Consider the following 16206-nt stretch of genomic DNA (forward strand, 5'->3'; position numbering starts at 1 on the left):
TTGACAAATTTTACTATTACAAATATACTTTACTTGCTGAAATCTATATTATCGAAAATAGTATACTAAAATTACTAAATCTATACAATATAATTATGAATACAAAATTTCCTATCACCGCTAAAGGTTTTGAAAAATTAGAACACGAGCTTAAACATTTAAAACATGTAGAACGTAAAAAAATTAGTGAAGATATAGCCGAAGCACGAGAACACGGCGATTTATCCGAGAATGCGGAATATGAAGCGGCACGTGAGAAACAAGCATTTATAGAAGGGCGTATTAAAGAGCTTGAAGATATGATGGCAAGAGCGGAAATTATTTATATTGGTAAATTATCGGGAGATAACATAAAATTCGGGGCTACGGTTACTTTGATCGACGACGATACTGAAGAAGAAGTAACATATATTATTGTAGGAGAATATGAAGCCGATATAACTAGAAAAAGAGTTTCAATTGCTTCTCCTATAGCAAAAGCTTTGATTGGAAAATCGGTAGGTGATTTTGTAGAAGTTACAACACCGAAAGGATCTAAATCATACGAAGTAGTTACCGTTGAATATAAAGAACTAGAACTTTAATTTGATTTTTTTGTCACTGTAAACGTTAACCGTACGGCTTGTTATGTCGTTCCCGCGTAGGCGGGAACGACATCAAGTAGGTTTTTCGATCCATGCAACAACCCCTGCTCCTCACAATGACGATTTGGGTATCAACAACGCAGGTATGACATTATTAATTACTTCTTCTTAAACATCTCGAGCATTCTTTTTGTTACTATAAATCCGCCGAAGATATTTATAGAAGCAAGCAGCGTTGCAAAATACCCTAGTAGACCGGGAAACCCAAAAGCAGAGCTACTTGCAGCAATCATAGAACTAAGAACTATAATACCTGAAATAGCGTTAGTAATAGACATAAGCGGAGTATGGAGTGCAGGCGTTACTTTCCACACAACATAATAGCCCACAAAAGAAGCTAATACAAAAATAGTTATAGCAAATACTAGCGGATCTATAGTACTTGTGTTTGTTTGCCAACTAGTATCTATTACCAAATCTTTTAATTTATCTGATAATGCTTGGGTATTATGGGCAATTTCAGCAGCCTGTTTAGCCATCGTCGGTAATTGATTCATATATTTAATTTCTCACTCACAATTTTTCCGTCTTTAGTAATCAACATCTCACGTACTAACGCATCATCCATATTAAACTTACCGTCTTGCAATGCATAGGTTAGAAAATTATACAAATTCTTAGCATATAATTTTGAGCTGTCGGTGGCAATTTTAGTAGCAAGGTTTGATAAACCTATTATGGTAACTCCGTGCTTAGTAACGATCTTATCCAGTTCTGAACCTTCCACGTTCCCGCCTGTACTAGTCGCTATATCAACAATCACTGAGCCGCGCTTCATAGATTCTAGCATTTTTTCCGTAACAAGCAGAGGTGCTTTTTTTCCCGGAATTTGTGCAGTAGTAATAACTATATCATATCCTTTAATAATTTTTGCTAAAAACTCTTCTTGTTTAGCTTTATAATCTTCCGAACTCTCGTGAGCATAGCCTGATTTATCTTGTAAATCCTCCTGTAATTCCGGTGAAACAAACTTAGCTCCTAAGCTTTCTACCTGCTCTTTGGTAGCAGCTCTTACATCATATCCTGCAACAATGCTACCAAGCCTTTTTGCCGTTGCAATAGCTTGAAGACCGGCAACACCGATACCAAGCACTAAAGTTTTACACGGTGAAATCGTCCCTGCTGCCGTCATCATCATAGGAAAAGCCCTTGTGTAATGATAGCTTGCTTCAATTACCGCTCTATAGCCTACTAAGTTACTTTGAGAAGATAAAGCGTCCATATTTTGAGCTTTAGTAATTCTCGGCACAAACTCCATAGCAAAAGTCGTAAGGTTTTTTTTAGCTGCCGCTTTTATATATTCATGATTTAAATAAGGCGATAATAATCCTACAATAATTGCTCCTTTTTTTGCAAATTCAAGCTCACTATATTTATCCGTAACGGATGAAGGTTGCACCTTTAGTATAATATCAGCATCAGAAATAATTTCGAGTGGTACCGAAGATACTTTAGCACCTAGAGCAACATATTCTTCATCAAGGAAACCGGCATGAAGCCCTATATCTTTTTCTACCGTAACCGCATAGCCTTTCTTGACTAGCAATCCTGCTACTTCAGGCGTTATAACGGCTCGTGTTTCATGCTTGGCTTTTTCTTTTAAAGCAACGATTTTCATAAATACTAATTATATTTTGCATTAACTGAATACATAAGGTATTTTAAACATAATTTAAAACATAAAACAACGAAAATGAAAAAAATATTTTTTCTAATCATTATTTATCTTCTTGTGAATTCAAGCTTAGCATTTGGAGCAGATGATAAAACAGCTATCTCGGAGCTAAAAACTTATCTACGTACGATAAAATCGGTTGCGATAGATTTTACTCAAGAAGATTCGTACGGTAAAATAGTTAAAGGAAAATTACTGATCCATAAACCTTATAATTTTAGATGTAATTATTATCCTCCTTTCCCTTTAGTTATAATAGGTACTAAAAATTTCGTATCGATGTATGATTATGATATGGAGCAAGTAAGCCGTATTAATAGAAGCGAAAATACATTTAATTTTTTATTAGAAGATAATGAGCATTTTGACAAGGATTTTGTTTTTGAATCGGTAATTAACGAAAGAAATATTTCTAAAATTACTATCTATCATACTCTAACGGAAAAACGTAGCGAAATTACTTTTAATAAAGCTACTCAACAAATTGAAGCATTAAAAATATTTGAAGATAATAATATAGTCACTATTACTTTTGACAAAATAGCTAAAGTACAAAAATTTTCCGATGATTTGTTTAAATTAAAAAACCCTGAAATATTCGGTCCTCCTGAAAGATTAACAAAATCGGAAATAGAAAAAAAATATATTGTTTCTTGAAAATAAACAGGTTATGTTAATTATGCTAGTAGTGGGCATTGTACCTGTTTAGTCGGTCAGGTCTGAAAGGAAGCAGCCAGAGTGGGATTCGATGGGTCATTACTAGCATTATTCTAATTTTGATGTCATTTCTACAGCAAGGCGGCTTGTTCTATGTCATTCCCGCTTTCGCGGGAATGACATAGAGAACCATGCAATAAAGCCAGTTTTTTGCTAAAATGACATAAAAAGTCTTATAACTATCGTGCTAGATATAAATTCATCAAATCAATATATTCCTTTTGCAAGGAAATATCGTCCTAGTAACTTTGCCGAGCTTCAGGGGCAAGAGGTATTAGTCAAAGTTTTAAGCTATACTATTTTAAACGATAGGCTCGCCGGAGGCTATCTTTTAACAGGTATTAGAGGAGTCGGTAAAACTACTTCCGCCCGAATTATTGCTAAAACCGTAAACTGTTCTGCTTTAATTACCGAAAATACGACTATTAAAACATGCGAGGAATGTACGAATTGCATCAGCTTTAATAATCATAATCACCCTGATATAATCGAAATTGATGCGGCAAGTAAAACTAGCGTAGATGACATACGTAGAATTATAGAATCCGCCGAGTATAAGCCCCTACAAGGTAAGCATAAAATCTTCATTATTGATGAGGTGCATATGCTCTCTAAAGGGGCATTTAATGCACTTCTTAAGACACTGGAAGAACCGCCACCTCATATAATATTTATCTTTGCAACGACGGAAGTACAAAAGATACCTGCAACTATTATCTCAAGATGTCAACGTTATGATTTAAGGCGCTTGAGTTTTGAAGAGATTTTTAAGCTACTTGAATATATAACTAAGCAAGAAAATTTAAAAACCGATATAGAAGCACTAAGAATTATAGCTTACAAATCGGAAGGGTCGGCACGTGATGCAGTCTCTATTTTAGATCAAGCAGCTAGTATGTCGGCGAAATCTGACAATATAATTAGTCCTCAAGTAATTAATCAAATGCTTGGGCTTGTCGATAGTTCGGTTATAATAGAATTTGTCGAATGTATTATCCACAGAGAGACGGAAAAAGCTATAAATTTAATAAATAAACTTTATGGTTCTTCGGTTAATCTTGAGATTTTTATAGAATCGGCATCAGATTTTATTGCTTATCTTAATAAAGTAAAAATGTTACCTAATTATAGTTTGCCTATATATGAATCATTTAATGATAGAACTAAAAGCATATTAGATAAAACCAGCTTGCCGCACTTATCAATCTTATGGCAAATATATAATAAGGGAGTAGGGGAAATAAAAATTTCCTATAACCAACTAACAGAAACGGAAATGTTAGTTATAAAATCTATATATTCGACGTCGCTACCCTTGCTTACAGATTTTGACGGTAATAATCAAAATTTAAATCAATCAATTAATCCGGAAATTAAAAAAAAATTTGAAATTGTAGATTTTCTTGAATATTTATATAAAAATAATGAGATAGATATATATTATTTCCTGCTCAATCATACGGAACTTAAAAATCTCAGTAATAATAGATTAGAGTTCGTAAGTCTTGAAGTTACAAGCAAAATAAAAAAACAAATAGAAGATTTGTTAGCTGCTTTTACTAATGAAAAGTTTGAGATAGTAATAATAAAAGAGCAGAACAAGCAAACCTTAAAGAATCAGTTAATTGTTAAGCTTGAAGCAAGTAACGATTTTGGTTTAATTAAAAAACATTTCCCAAATATAACAATTTCGGATATTTTACTTAAAAGCTAAAAATATATAGGATAGACTTATGGTAAATTTTAATCAGTTTTTAAAGCAAGCCCAATCAATGCAAAAGAAAATGCAAGAAGCTCAAGAGCAAATGGCAAATGCAAGATATACCGGTAAAGCCGGCGGCGGACTTGTTGAGGTTATTGCAACTGGTAAAGGCGAAGTTGAAAAGATTTCAATTGATGAATCTTTATTAAAAGCAGAAGAAAAAGAAATGCTTGAGGATTTAATTAAAGTTGCCTTTAATGATGCTAAACAAAAATGTGATGAAGATTCTCAAAATTCTTTATCAGGAGCTTTAAACGGTATGAGCTTACCACCAGGCTTTAAAATGCCATTTTAACACGGCTCTTATGTCATTCTCGCAAAGGTCGTGTTGAGAGTGGATACAGGTCGTCATTGCACGCTCACTAACGTTCGCGTGCAATGACGGAAAAACTGCTCCACGCAACAACGTCTTTAGTCGCTTAGCTCATGACGGTTTGGTATCCATATTTATTCACAAAATATCATCACAATAAGATGTGTCTATCCCCAATATCTTGTCTCAGGCAAAACTTTAAGTTTCTCTTTTAATATTTGATATTCTTCATTGTTGTCATCATTGTATATTTCTTTACATTTCAATAGCGTTTTATCCCTAAGAGAAGGGATAATCATATCATTTAGTTTATCTAATTTTTCTTTTTGCTCTTCTGTTAGCTCTTTTTTACCGGTTTCTAAAAAACTTTTCAAATTACGAGCATCCTGTAGATAAAGTTTAACAACATCAATATTATAATTAGTATCCAAAAGTTTTATTGATGTTTTCCAAGCTATAAATTCTATTAATTTTTCAAATGAAAATTTCTACTAAACTTTCCGTTTCTACATTCTTCTGCCAATTTATGAAAATCATCTTCACAATTTACGTCATCAGGATTAGCCTCTGTCTTAAGTAGTATTTTAACTATATTTTCTTTACTTAGAATAGAAGCTATATGCAGAGGTATATCATCGTGTTCATTTAGGGGTATTGCTGCAAACTCATTAGAAACAGTCATATTATTATTGACAAGTTCTTTGATCTTCTTAATGTCTTCATTGTAAATAGCATTAAACAAATTGATTTTGAAATCGTTTTCGTCATATTTAGTTAGATTTATACATAAAACCCCTTTTTTTAAAAAAAGGCATGTTAGCACTTTTTGATATCAAGGTCAAGAAATAATTAATAATTTAACTATTTCTTGATAAAAAGGAAATTTGCAAAAAATAGACATCTTTCCAAAGCAGTTTATAGAGAGGAATTTAAAGGATACACGGAAACACTTGCCGCTGCAGCATATATAGACATACGTGAAGATTAGGGATTAGGATCGACGTACAAATTGCCTTTAGAAGCAAGTTATGCAGGAAGTCTAATAATTCAAGATCAATAAATCCTTATCAATCCTGAAACCTTTAAAACGCTCAAGTAGCGACATACCAAGAAGCGAAATATCAAGGTCACCAAGACCTACATGTCCTTTGATGTTCTTAAATTCCGTACCGATTACTACACTATTTAAGGTTATAGGGGCGGCTTTATTTTTGCCGTTAGCTGTTAGATAAGTTCTAGTATATTTTAATTTAGTTAAGTCAAAGCCTAATTTTTTAGCATCTTTTTTAGTTAAAGCTATATCACTTGCCCCTGTATCTACCATAAATTTTATTTTAACGTTATTTACAAAAGCATTGATATAAAAATGCCCGTCTCTGCTACGGGCTATAATAATTTCTCCGACTTCAGTAGACCATTTATATGATGGAATTAAAGCAGACATTACTCTATGATAAGCGTAGTTCAGCTCAAACCTAAAGGCATAACCGGTTATTATAACTAAGAAAATTGCTGCCCACATTGCTAATTGCAAACAAAATCTGCGTATTTCATTTTGGCTAATAGTACTGTAAATTATACTAAATAATATTAATAATGATGCACAAAAACTCCCTATATTTTGTGGTGCTTTAAAAAATTTTGGATAATGTTGATTGATATATTTGTATAATAAACCGGTTACAATTACGGTGCTGCAAATGATAAAAATAAGTTTTATGAGTTTTTTATTCATATAATATACTACAAGTAAATAAAGAATAGGTATACGAAGTTCTATCTGAGTATATAATTTTAATCTATATAATCAAACCAAAGTCCCAGCCCATTTTTAAGTAAAAAACTACCTTCTTAGTTCACTAGAACAATAATTCCAAGTTCTTCTGACGTAAAGCCAATAAAAGAATTAATACCGTTAATATAGCCTGAGTGAAACATTAAATCCTTGAGCGTCCTTTTACTTTAAGAATACGCCATCCAAGAGCATAATATGACTCAATCATTTTTTGATCAATAGGCCCAATCGGTTGCCATTTAAATCCAAAAACATCTTTGTTTGATTTTATTATTTTATACATACGATCTAAAGTACTTTTAGCAATAAGATTCGGTTTATAACCAAAACTAAGTGTGAATATTTCAATCATTCCATCTATCGATGCAAAAATACCGGCAGATACAGGTACCGTCTTTGGGTAATAAGGCGGAAACGGCAGCAATGTTATTACCTCCTGTCCGTCTATTATTGCTTTAGAATGCGGATAAGTAAATTGTAATTCGGCCCTAGCGGTAATATTTGTATATCTTGCGTTTTAAGCGTTGTACGCAAATTATCGCAGCATTTAAACTTGATTTTTTACAATTTAAAGCTTCTGCAAGTAAACTAAAAACGATGTTACTAACTTATAGCATTGCCCAGATTTACAACTAGCTTGTTGTTTTTTTAGCAACGTTAAAAGCTTTGAGCGATTCATTCCTTGCTCAATTTCAATATTTCCTGAGAATTGATAACCTGTTGTATGGCTTAAAATATTATTAAGACTAATAACATTTTTTAGGTATGGTAATTTCGTCAAAATCTAAACTTTCTTGATCTACCACTAATGCAATTGCCGTTGCTGAAACAGCTTTTGAAACCGATGCTAAAGGAAATAAAGTTTTATCCGTAATAACTCCACTATTACCTTTCTGATTTCCAAACGTTGTTTTATAAATAACTTCACCTTTGTATAAAATTGCAATTGCTCCTCCTTGTAATTCGTATTTTTGCAATTCAAGCTTTTTAGTTTTTGCGGTAATTCTACTCGTGTCTGTGCCAAAACTGTACGATGTGATAATAGTAACATTGTACTAAAAAATAGGATAAGCTTTTTATTCATATGGCGATATTATTTATTGATTCTATGTCATTCCTGCGAAAGCAGGAATCCAGCTTTCTAAACAAGTTATATACTAAATTTTTATATGATTTTTTTTCATTTTTTACTGGATTCCCGCTTTCGCGGGAATGACAAAAGCTACTTTTAACCGCTATTGCCTTTTCTTTATCTTTTAACCTAATAGTAGCAAGCTCTAATAAATATTTGTCATCTAAAGCTTCAATAATTTGCTCATATAATTCAGCCGGAATTAGATAAGCAGTCGGTTTATTATGATTTAATAAGGCAACAGGCTCACCACTTGCCTTATCCAATAATGCAGTAGGGCTTTTTTTAAATTCTGATATACTAACTGCTAGATTTGCATAAATATGTTCCATTATTGACTCCAAGTAAACGAAGAAAGTTATACGAAGATTAACTTGAAAAAGAGCAATGAGTCTGCAAGACTAGGAGCGGAGCGTATCCTTAATACGTGGCTACCTGCGAACTTATTTAGACGACGTAGCCAATTTTTCAAGTTCATTGATTATACCTATAATTAATACTAAATTAAATACTAATTATAGACTATAATTTTTATCAAGAAAATCACATTAAATCGCCGATATTCTCTAAAAACAACCTAGCTCGATGCGATGCCGGTTTATTAAAAAAATCCTTGGCAGGCTGATTTGCTAAAATCTGTCCTTGATCCATAAAAATAACACGATCCGCTATTAATTTTGCAAACTTCAAATGGTGCGTGACCACTACCATGCTCATTTGATCTTTTAATAAATTTATATTCTCTATAACATCTTTAATATTTTCAGGATCGAGTGCCGAAGTCGGTTCGTCGAATAACAACATTTCCGGCTTCATCATTAAAGCCCTTGCTATTGCGCTGCGTTGCTTTTGCCCTCCTGATAGGCTTGCCGGATATGAGTCAAATTTTTGCGTTAGCTTAAATTTTGCAAGCAATTCCTTTGCCATAGAAATTGCTTGTTCTTTTGGTAAATTTAAAACATTTACCGGCGTATAGATTAGGTTTTCTCCTACCGTTAAATGCGGGAATAGATTAAAATTTTGAAAAACCATACCAACTTTTAAACAAAGCTTTCTTCTATCTTTAAGCAGTAGCTTCCTCCCGTCTACCAAAAAAGTACCACTACTTGGTTCTTCTAAATTATTTAAAATTCTAAGCAGAGTAGTTTTACCGCTTCCCGAAGGACCTATTATTACAGTAGTTTCCTTGGTAGTAAAACTTAAATCAATATTCTTAATTGCGTAATTCTTGCCATAACGCTTACAAACTTTTTCTAAAATAATCATAAACTAGACCGTAAATTTATAACCGTCATAAAGCGGCTTAACGTTATTTGGAAGCATTGTCGTAATCTCATGATAATCTATCGTGTGTCTCATATTGGTTAATAATATCTGCTCAGGTTTATATTTTTCACGCCATTCTAGAACTTTATCAAGCCCTGCATGATTCGGATTTGATTTATAATCCATACAATCTAATATCCATATTTTTATATCTTTTAAAAATTTATCTGATTCAGGAGGAAAATCGATTACATCGGACGAATAAACGAAATCACCTATACGTAAGCCCAAGCTATCTATAGAACCGTGATGCTGTCTAAAAAATTGTATTTCGATAGTATTAATCTTAATTTTATCAAAAAAACTAACAGATTGAGTTGTGAACAGTCGCCCAAGCTTAAATAACTTATTGTTAAATAGATAATCAAATTTTGTATGGAGCTTTGCAGTACTATCGTGATCTGTATAGATTTCAAATGGCTTGCCTTGCATAAAAGTAAATACTCGTAAATCATCGATGCCGTTAACGTGATCGGAATGATAATGTGTTAATATAGCACAATCGAGCTTATTTATCTTTTCTCGTAATAGTTGATTTCTAATATCAAAACCGAAATCAACTATTATTTGACTATTTTCATCGTTAATATATATTGCTGATCTAGTCCTTTTATTGTACTTTGAAGGAGATGTGCAAGTACTACAATCGCACCCGATCACCGGTACGCCTATAGATGCTCCACACCCAAGTATTGTTACTTGTAACATAAATATTTAAAATAATGTTTGAAGTTTTTTATAATTTTTGCGGCTTAAATCAAGAAATATTCTTATTTTTGAATAAACTTACTAATATCGGCTTTATACCTTATTTTTTTAAAATAATTTCGTTTTGTTTTAATATCGCTAATTTCTCCTTAATATATATTTTATACTGTATATATTTTTATATTCAATTAAAGAAAACCAAAAATGATAAGAAGCGGCAAAATAAATTCTGGCACGATTATAATAAGTTAGTTGAAATTGGTATAATATACGGGGTATTCGGTTTAATTTTTACCGCTCTTAAATTTTCAGTTAATTTCCCTCGCCCTTATTGCAGTCTTCCTGTAGATAGTTTCATGACCATAATAAATACTGCAAACGAAAGGTGCTTTTCAAGCTTTCCAAGCAGCCACGCAGCTCTTAGCGTGTTAGTAACGTATTTTGCTTGGAATTATATAAAATTACCATTAAAAATCTTAATGATTTATGTTATTATGCTCGTGTCTTTATCTCGCATAAGCCTTGCTATGCATTACCCAAGTGATATAATCTACGGCATTATTATTGCATTTATAACAATACTGATAGGTAAGTTAATTTATCACATCTTTGCAAATCATATAATAAGAAAGATCGGGGATTTTCTATTAATGAGGCAGTAATTAAGAAAAAACTTGTTTTTTAATCTTGAAAGTTTTTAATATGCGTGCTACAATGTAGCTACATTATTGAAAGAAGATTTTTATGTCTGCTGATTCTATTGTGCGAGCCCGTATTAATGAAGACGTGAAAGAAGAAGCAGCTTTAGTGCTTGCTTCTATGGGACTTACTTTATCTGATGCTGTTCGTATGCTGTTATTTCGTGTTGCTCGTGAAAAAGCATTGCCGTTTGAGCCACTTATCCCAAATGATGAAACAATTAAAGCTATGAAAGCTGCAAGAAGCGGCAAATTAGTTCATGTTGGTAATATCAATAATTTGTTATCTGATTTAAATGAGAACGATTAAACGCACTTACTGCACAGTTTAAACATGAAAAACGTAGAAAACATGGAATAAATTTGGATGATATTTTACTGAAAGCAGTTAGGTACTTGGTTGCTGATATAACATAACCTATACATGTGAGAGATCATGCCCTTATAGGTTAATTGGAAAGATTGTAGAGATTGTCATATTAAACCGGATTTAGTATTAATTTATAGAAAACCCGATGCTGACACATTGGAGTTAATACGATTAGGTTCACACAGTACACTTGGTTTTTAATTATTTTGAAATGAACCGGGAACAAGTTCCCACAAAACCCATCTAACCATCCATAGTACTGGACAGCTTTTGAAAAGCGTTTGATGTCGCTCCTAGCTAAAAACGAGAATGACATCAAAAAACCAAACAAACATTATGCTACTATACCGAAAATACTTTATAAAAAATATCTTACCGTTGCTTATAGTCGTTACTTTTTCAGTGACTAGTATAGTATGGATAACGCAAATATTAAAACTTTTATATTTATTTGATAAAGGTATAAAAGTTATAGACTTCTTCAGTTTAGTAGTTTTAGTACTTCCTACGTTATTATTTATTCTGTTACCGGTAATAACGGTTATTACCGTGATTTATATCTATAATAATTTAAAAGTCGAGCGACAATTAATTATATTACAAGCTTCAGGAGTTAATAATGTACAGCTAGCACTGCCTGCTTTATATGTCGCATTAATAGTTATGCTACTTGCTTATTATATATCTTCTACCATCCTGCCATTATCTCATATAAACTTAAAATCACGTTTAAACTTTATAAAGAATAATTATATCTCAAGTATGATTGAAGAGAAAACTTTTAATAAAGTAACGAAAGATATCACTGTTTTTATAGATAAAAAATTAGCAGGAAATATTATGAACGGCGTAATAATATTTGATAATCGCAACGCTGATAACCCATCAGTAGTATTTGCGGGTTCAGGTACTCTTAATATATATGATAATAGCCCGATTTTTGAACTTAATAAAGGCATAAGACAAGAATATGACGTAAACGGTAATTTAACTCAGTTAACTTTCGATTCTTTAATGATAAAACTGCAAAATGATAATCCCTTATTAGTATCGCAAAGAACTAAACATAATAAAGAAGCAAACGAATATTATATAAGCGAATTACTTGCCCCTCCTCATGATTTAGCTATTACTAAAAAAATTAAATTAATTGCTGAAGCACATCAAAGAATACTTTGGCCTTTATACAATTTTGTATTACCTTTTGTAACAATTGCAGTTTTTTTGAGACATCCTTATAGCAAAAAAACAACTTTTATGCCGGTATTATTTTCTGCCTTAACAGTATTACTAGTTACTTCAATTCATTTTATATTACAAAATTTTGCTTCAAAAAATCTAGATTTTATTTTTGCTTGTTATTTCAATTTGGTTATTGCTTTAACGATCGGATTATATTTATTTGTACGTAAAAGAATATAAATTTATTAGACTACTTTATTCCAAGCTCCACGAGGATTTTGAGTAAAACAATCTATTTTGTTTTCCTGTCCGGTAAATTTATTTATTTTAACTGTTAATTCTTTTAAATCTTCTGGTAAATCGGTTATTATAATTATTCTTTTGAAAACTCTTATATACTCTTTTGCTTGTAAAATTTTTCCTATATCTGTAGGCGAAATAATAACAAGCACACTAGCATTATTAGGATTTTGTAACTCATCGGTAATATAAATCGGCTGTTTTTCAGGCTGCGGATCAAGTTTACTACCGTGAGGTATAAATTGCTTACGTGAATAAGTCCAAAGATTTTTATTGAGCATTTCTTGTTGATCTGCATCTGCAGTTAATATCACGCTTTTAAGATCAGAGTGATAGCATTTTTCTATCAGAAGCAATATCGATTTTAGAAGCAATTCATCGCTTGTTTGATAAATACTAAATTGCTGCATAAAAATTTTATGTTATTTTTTATGAGAAAATTTAAGTGGTACGGATGAAGGGACTTGAACCCCCACGCCTCACGGCACAAGAACCTAAATCTTGCATGTCTACCAGTTCCATCACATCCGCATATGGTAATGCTATTCTTGTAAAAGGGTGGCCTTGTTGCATGGATTCTATGTCATTCCCGCAGAGGCAGGAATGACATCAAAGTATTTCCATCAAAAAGTTATAATACACATCATATAATTTTTGTAAATCGCTAATTTTTGTGTATTCGTTTATTTTATGTGCCGTTTCGGATAATAAACCAAACTCTACTAACGGACAATAATTTTTGACGAATCTTGCATCCGATGTACCGCCGCTTGTAGAGAATTCAGGCTTTATTTTAAGCGTATGCTCTACTACTTTAGCAAATTCTTTTATTTTATCGCTAGGGTTCTGAATAAAACTTTCAGCAGAACTACTATATTCTAACTTATAATCTACTTTATATTCTTTACAATGCTGTTTAATAATTTCTTCTACCTGTTTTGCTAAAGTTTCTGCACTATGTAAATTATTAAAACGTATATTGAAAGATGCTTCCGTACTTGCCGGAATTACGTTTGAAGTATTATTACTGACCTCGATATTCGTTACTTCAAGATTTGAACGTTGAAAAAATTCAGTACCTTCATCAAGTTTTATATTTGTTAACTCATTCAATATTATTATTAAGCAAGGCAATGGGTTATTTGCTTTATGAGGATAAGCTACATGCCCGCTTAAGCCTTCTATATTTAATTTAAAGTTAACACTTCCTCTTCTGCCAATCTTAATTGCATCGCCTATTTCTTTTTCACAAGTAGGTTCACCGACAATAGCAAAATTTATCTTATATCCTTGATCATAAATATATTGCAGCATTTCTTTAGTACCATGCTTTGCTTTGCCCTCTTCATCACTAGTCAGTAAGAAACTAATGGAACCTTTAAAATCGGTATTATTCTTTATAAAATCTAAACTGGCAGCTAGAAAGCACGCTATAGCCCCTTTCATATCCACCGCACCTCTGCCACATATCTTACCGTCTTGCTGGCTAACTTTAAATGGACTCGCATTATGCCAAAGCTCATGATTGCCTGCCAGCACTACATCTACATGACCAACAAAGCAAATATTAGGCTCATTGCTACCGAAAACAGCATAAAGATTAGTGACTTGCTCGCTTTTAGAATCACCGAATATTTTTATTTCGGTCTTAAAGCCGTGCTGTTTAAGCAAATCATCAATATACTCAATAGCCCCATCGCTCTTAGGAGTTACAGACTCAAAACCAATCAAATCTTTTAAGTAGTTAATGTACATCAATTATTGCCAAAGAGAATTTAATGTGATTTTTAGTTTGTTTTCAAATTGTTTTATTAGTTTTTAAATCTCACTTTGATTATTATCAAGCTCTGTTACTATTTTTTGCTGTTCTTCAAGAGGCGGGATAGGAATTTGTAAATCCTCTAAATCTTTCAAATAAACGTGAGGTTGACCTGATCCAGCTTGCTTTTGGTATATTATATTTTGCTGAGATTTTAAAATATAATATAGATATTTAGTTAACAATAGTTTTTCACGTTACAATCTGAAGCCCACATTAAGTGAATTATGATACCAAATATATCCAGCATATGCTCCCGTTAAAATTATATTGATTATGTGAGTAAGGACTAACCCGACCAAGCTGCTATTACTGGAATATCCACTTTAATTACAGTATTAATGTTAATCATTTTACCTTTTTTACCTACTATTAATGTTGTATACTCCTTATGCTCAAGAGATAAAACATTACTTTTTAATTTATTGATAACGATATCGCCAAATTTAACAATTTCCCATTGTTTATTTATTTCAAAATAAGGATGCCAATTATCTATTATCTTTTGATAGCTATTCAATTCTTCAATAATTTCCTGTTGTTTTTCTAGAGACGGAAGAGGAATATAAATTGAGTTTATATGTTCTCTATTTAAACCAGGCTGAGCACTTTTATTATAAGCTAAGTTCTTTTGATTTTGTATCGCTATTTAAACAATAAAATAAATAGATGTATAATATTCGGTTTCCCTCTAAAAATATAAACATGTTCATTAACCATTGCTTCTATTTGCGGTAAAATTTTATCATCTACAAAACACACTTTACCCGTTAATGCTCCGTCTTTACACATTAAAATATCATTGTTTTTCACCAATCCTTTTTTAGCTATTTGATAAAAATCGAGATCTATAAAAGGAATTTTAGATAAATTTAATTTTCCATCCTCGCCTGTTTAAATCATTAATACCGATAATTTTTCTTTTTTTATTGTCTAGAGTAACGCCGATATTCTTAACCTCATAAAACCAATATTCTTTTTGATTATTCGGTTTATGTGCATCGATAAAATAAAGTATTGACGTTTTTATATAAGGTAAAAAAGTACCTTGCGGTAGAGAGATAACGAGTTGCAGCTTTGCTTTTGATAGTAAAAATTGACGAACAGCAGCGGTGTCTTTTCTGAATAAGAACCCTTCAGGTAATACCAATGCCATTCTACCACCCTCTTTTAAATTTTGCAGGCAATGCAAGACACAAGCAGCATCACCGTTATTTTTTGCAATGCCGTTATAATAAAGAGGAGTTATATGATTTTCTGTTATAGTTTTGCCGTTTTTGCTAGTTTTTTTAGTGATAGTTTAAGAAAATGGCAATTAGTAACAATTACATCAGACTTTAACTGCTGATCAGTTAAGGGTTTAAAACATCATTAGGGTTCTCAAGACTATTTATTTGCTGAATTCCGCTATGTCCGTCACCATGCAAAATCATATTCATCTTAGCAATTCTAGCGATTTTGGTTAACTCTCGCCCATATAATGTATTAAATATTAATTTTTCTAAATCTTCATCGGTATTAATTATATTATTTTTTTTGATATAATTAAAAGCTTCAGTTAAGAACCCACCGGTACCGCAAAAAGGATCATAAATTGTTTCTTTAAATGTAGTTTTTTCTAAGAAATACTCGAATGCACCGCCTTTTATATCTGTATCTATCGTAGATAAAAATAAGAGGATCAATTGCATCGATAATGTTGCGGAGAGTAATGGAATTGCCTAGAGAAATAGATGTAAAAACATCACCACCGTATTTATTCTTA

22 protein-coding genes, 1 tRNA gene, 1 other RNA gene and 4 pseudogenes are annotated in these 16206 nt (G+C 32.0%); 9 read left to right on the forward strand and 19 right to left on the reverse strand.

Translation table 11 applies throughout. The features are described from left to right. Positions 1-95: 95 nt before the first annotated feature. Entirely contained in the window at positions 96-584 is a 489-nt protein-coding gene (gene greA, locus A3305_RS02650; RefSeq protein WP_014391648.1) for a transcription elongation factor GreA, read from the forward strand. Between the two features lie 158 nt (positions 585-742). Here the strand turns inward: greA and A3305_RS02655 are convergent, their stop codons facing one another. After that, positions 743-1141, reverse strand: a complete 399-nt coding sequence (locus tag A3305_RS02655; RefSeq protein WP_014391649.1) for an NAD(P) transhydrogenase subunit alpha — start codon at positions 1139-1141, stop codon at positions 743-745. Next, positions 1138-2262, reverse strand: a complete 1125-nt coding sequence (locus tag A3305_RS02660) for an NAD(P) transhydrogenase subunit alpha (protein ID WP_014391650.1) — start codon at positions 2260-2262, stop codon at positions 1138-1140. The genes A3305_RS02655 and A3305_RS02660 overlap by 4 nt, the downstream gene beginning before the upstream one ends. Positions 2263-2337: 75 nt before the next feature. Here A3305_RS02660 and A3305_RS02665 point away from each other — a divergent pair, with 75 nt between their 5' ends. From A3305_RS02665 to A3305_RS02680, 4 genes are all read left to right on the forward strand, one after another. Next, positions 2338-2976, forward strand: a complete 639-nt coding sequence (locus A3305_RS02665; RefSeq protein ID WP_014391651.1) for an outer-membrane lipoprotein carrier protein LolA — start codon at positions 2338-2340, stop codon at positions 2974-2976. 20 nt (positions 2977-2996) lie between these two features. Further along, an RNA gene (gene ffs / locus A3305_RS02670) (signal recognition particle sRNA small type) lies at positions 2997-3090 on the forward strand. 130 nt (positions 3091-3220) lie between these two features. After that, complete coding sequence (gene dnaX, locus A3305_RS02675; protein ID WP_014391652.1) at positions 3221-4750, forward strand: DNA polymerase III subunit gamma/tau; 1530 nt, start codon at positions 3221-3223, stop codon at positions 4748-4750. Between the two features lie 19 nt (positions 4751-4769). Next, positions 4770-5093 (forward strand): YbaB/EbfC family nucleoid-associated protein, encoded by a 324-nt coding sequence (locus A3305_RS02680; protein ID WP_014391653.1) that lies wholly within the window; start codon positions 4770-4772, stop codon positions 5091-5093. A gap of 185 nt (positions 5094-5278) precedes the next feature. Here the strand turns inward: A3305_RS02680 and A3305_RS02685 are convergent, their stop codons facing one another. From A3305_RS02685 to A3305_RS02735, 8 genes and pseudogenes are all read right to left on the reverse strand, one after another. Then, positions 5279-5542, reverse strand: coding sequence for a hypothetical protein (locus A3305_RS02685; protein ID WP_014391654.1), 264 nt, complete (start codon positions 5540-5542; stop codon positions 5279-5281). A gap of 35 nt (positions 5543-5577) precedes the next feature. Beyond that, the gene (locus A3305_RS10165) at positions 5578-5934 is read right to left on the reverse strand and encodes a hypothetical protein (RefSeq protein WP_014391655.1); all 357 of its coding nucleotides are present in this window, start codon (positions 5932-5934) and stop codon (positions 5578-5580) included. A 216-nt stretch (positions 5935-6150) separates the two neighbouring features. Continuing rightward, entirely contained in the window at positions 6151-6846 is a 696-nt protein-coding gene (locus A3305_RS02700) for a TIGR02281 family clan AA aspartic protease (protein WP_014391657.1), read from the reverse strand. A 202-nt stretch (positions 6847-7048) separates the two neighbouring features. Continuing rightward, positions 7049-7330, reverse strand: coding sequence for a hypothetical protein (locus A3305_RS02710; RefSeq protein ID WP_014391658.1), 282 nt, complete (start codon positions 7328-7330; stop codon positions 7049-7051). Positions 7331-7652: 322 nt separating this feature from the next. After that, positions 7653-7883 (reverse strand): serine hydrolase, encoded by a 231-nt coding sequence (locus tag A3305_RS02720; RefSeq protein ID WP_014391659.1) that lies wholly within the window; start codon positions 7881-7883, stop codon positions 7653-7655. A 253-nt stretch (positions 7884-8136) separates the two neighbouring features. Further along, positions 8137-8370 (reverse strand): annotated as a pseudogene (locus tag A3305_RS02725) (type II toxin-antitoxin system Phd/YefM family antitoxin); the annotation flags it as partial. A 211-nt stretch (positions 8371-8581) separates the two neighbouring features. After that, positions 8582-9304 (reverse strand): amino acid ABC transporter ATP-binding protein, encoded by a 723-nt coding sequence (locus A3305_RS02730; protein WP_014391661.1) that lies wholly within the window; start codon positions 9302-9304, stop codon positions 8582-8584. Between the two features lie 3 nt (positions 9305-9307). Continuing rightward, positions 9308-10072 (reverse strand): MBL fold metallo-hydrolase, encoded by a 765-nt coding sequence (locus A3305_RS02735; RefSeq protein WP_014391662.1) that lies wholly within the window; start codon positions 10070-10072, stop codon positions 9308-9310. 14 nt (positions 10073-10086) lie between these two features. Here A3305_RS02735 and A3305_RS02740 point away from each other — a divergent pair, with 14 nt between their 5' ends. The 4 genes and pseudogenes from A3305_RS02740 (at position 10087) to A3305_RS02760 (ending at position 12562) form a co-directional block, all read left to right on the forward strand. Continuing rightward, positions 10087-10734 carry a phosphatase PAP2 family protein gene (locus A3305_RS02740; RefSeq protein WP_014391663.1) on the forward strand — a complete coding sequence of 216 codons (648 nt, stop codon included), beginning with the start codon at positions 10087-10089 and terminating at the stop codon, positions 10732-10734. Positions 10735-10816: 82 nt separating this feature from the next. Continuing rightward, positions 10817-11080, forward strand: a complete 264-nt coding sequence (locus A3305_RS02745; protein WP_014391664.1) for a type II toxin-antitoxin system RelB/DinJ family antitoxin — start codon at positions 10817-10819, stop codon at positions 11078-11080. A 62-nt stretch (positions 11081-11142) separates the two neighbouring features. Next, positions 11143-11341, forward strand: a pseudogene (locus tag A3305_RS02755) (type II toxin-antitoxin system YafQ family toxin). Positions 11342-11476: 135 nt separating this feature from the next. Beyond that, positions 11477-12562 carry an LptF/LptG family permease gene (locus tag A3305_RS02760; protein WP_014391665.1) on the forward strand — a complete coding sequence of 362 codons (1086 nt, stop codon included), beginning with the start codon at positions 11477-11479 and terminating at the stop codon, positions 12560-12562. Positions 12563-12567: 5 nt separating this feature from the next. Here the strand turns inward: A3305_RS02760 and A3305_RS02765 are convergent, their stop codons facing one another. From A3305_RS02765 to A3305_RS11180, 9 genes and pseudogenes are all read right to left on the reverse strand, one after another. Next, the gene (locus A3305_RS02765; protein WP_004997101.1) at positions 12568-13032 is read right to left on the reverse strand and encodes a DNA polymerase III subunit chi; all 465 of its coding nucleotides are present in this window, start codon (positions 13030-13032) and stop codon (positions 12568-12570) included. A 36-nt stretch (positions 13033-13068) separates the two neighbouring features. After that, positions 13069-13153, reverse strand: a tRNA-Leu gene (locus A3305_RS02770). Positions 13154-13231: 78 nt separating this feature from the next. Then, positions 13232-14377 carry a succinyl-diaminopimelate desuccinylase gene (gene dapE / locus A3305_RS02775; protein ID WP_014391666.1) on the reverse strand — a complete coding sequence of 382 codons (1146 nt, stop codon included), beginning with the start codon at positions 14375-14377 and terminating at the stop codon, positions 13232-13234. Positions 14378-14440: 63 nt separating this feature from the next. Continuing rightward, complete coding sequence (locus A3305_RS10170; protein ID WP_045799366.1) at positions 14441-14626, reverse strand: restriction endonuclease subunit S; 186 nt, start codon at positions 14624-14626, stop codon at positions 14441-14443. A 104-nt stretch (positions 14627-14730) separates the two neighbouring features. Next, positions 14731-14961, reverse strand: a complete 231-nt coding sequence (locus A3305_RS10175; protein WP_041860465.1) for a hypothetical protein — start codon at positions 14959-14961, stop codon at positions 14731-14733. 36 nt (positions 14962-14997) lie between these two features. After that, positions 14998-15090 (reverse strand): annotated as a pseudogene (locus tag A3305_RS11465) (hypothetical protein); the annotation flags it as partial. Next, positions 15056-15254, reverse strand: a pseudogene (locus A3305_RS02785) (hypothetical protein). The pseudogenes A3305_RS11465 and A3305_RS02785, both read right to left, overlap by 35 nt. A gap of 49 nt (positions 15255-15303) precedes the next feature. Then, complete coding sequence (locus A3305_RS11175; RefSeq protein WP_264357839.1) at positions 15304-15633, reverse strand: N-6 DNA methylase; 330 nt, start codon at positions 15631-15633, stop codon at positions 15304-15306. 160 nt (positions 15634-15793) lie between these two features. Then, positions 15794-16132, reverse strand: coding sequence for an N-6 DNA methylase (locus A3305_RS11180; protein WP_041860466.1), 339 nt, complete (start codon positions 16130-16132; stop codon positions 15794-15796). Between the last annotated feature and the right edge of the window lie 74 nt (positions 16133-16206).

Origin of the sequence: Rickettsia amblyommatis (genome assembly GCF_002078335.1) — a bacterium.
Taxonomy (GTDB): domain Bacteria; phylum Pseudomonadota; class Alphaproteobacteria; order Rickettsiales; family Rickettsiaceae; genus Rickettsia; species Rickettsia rickettsii.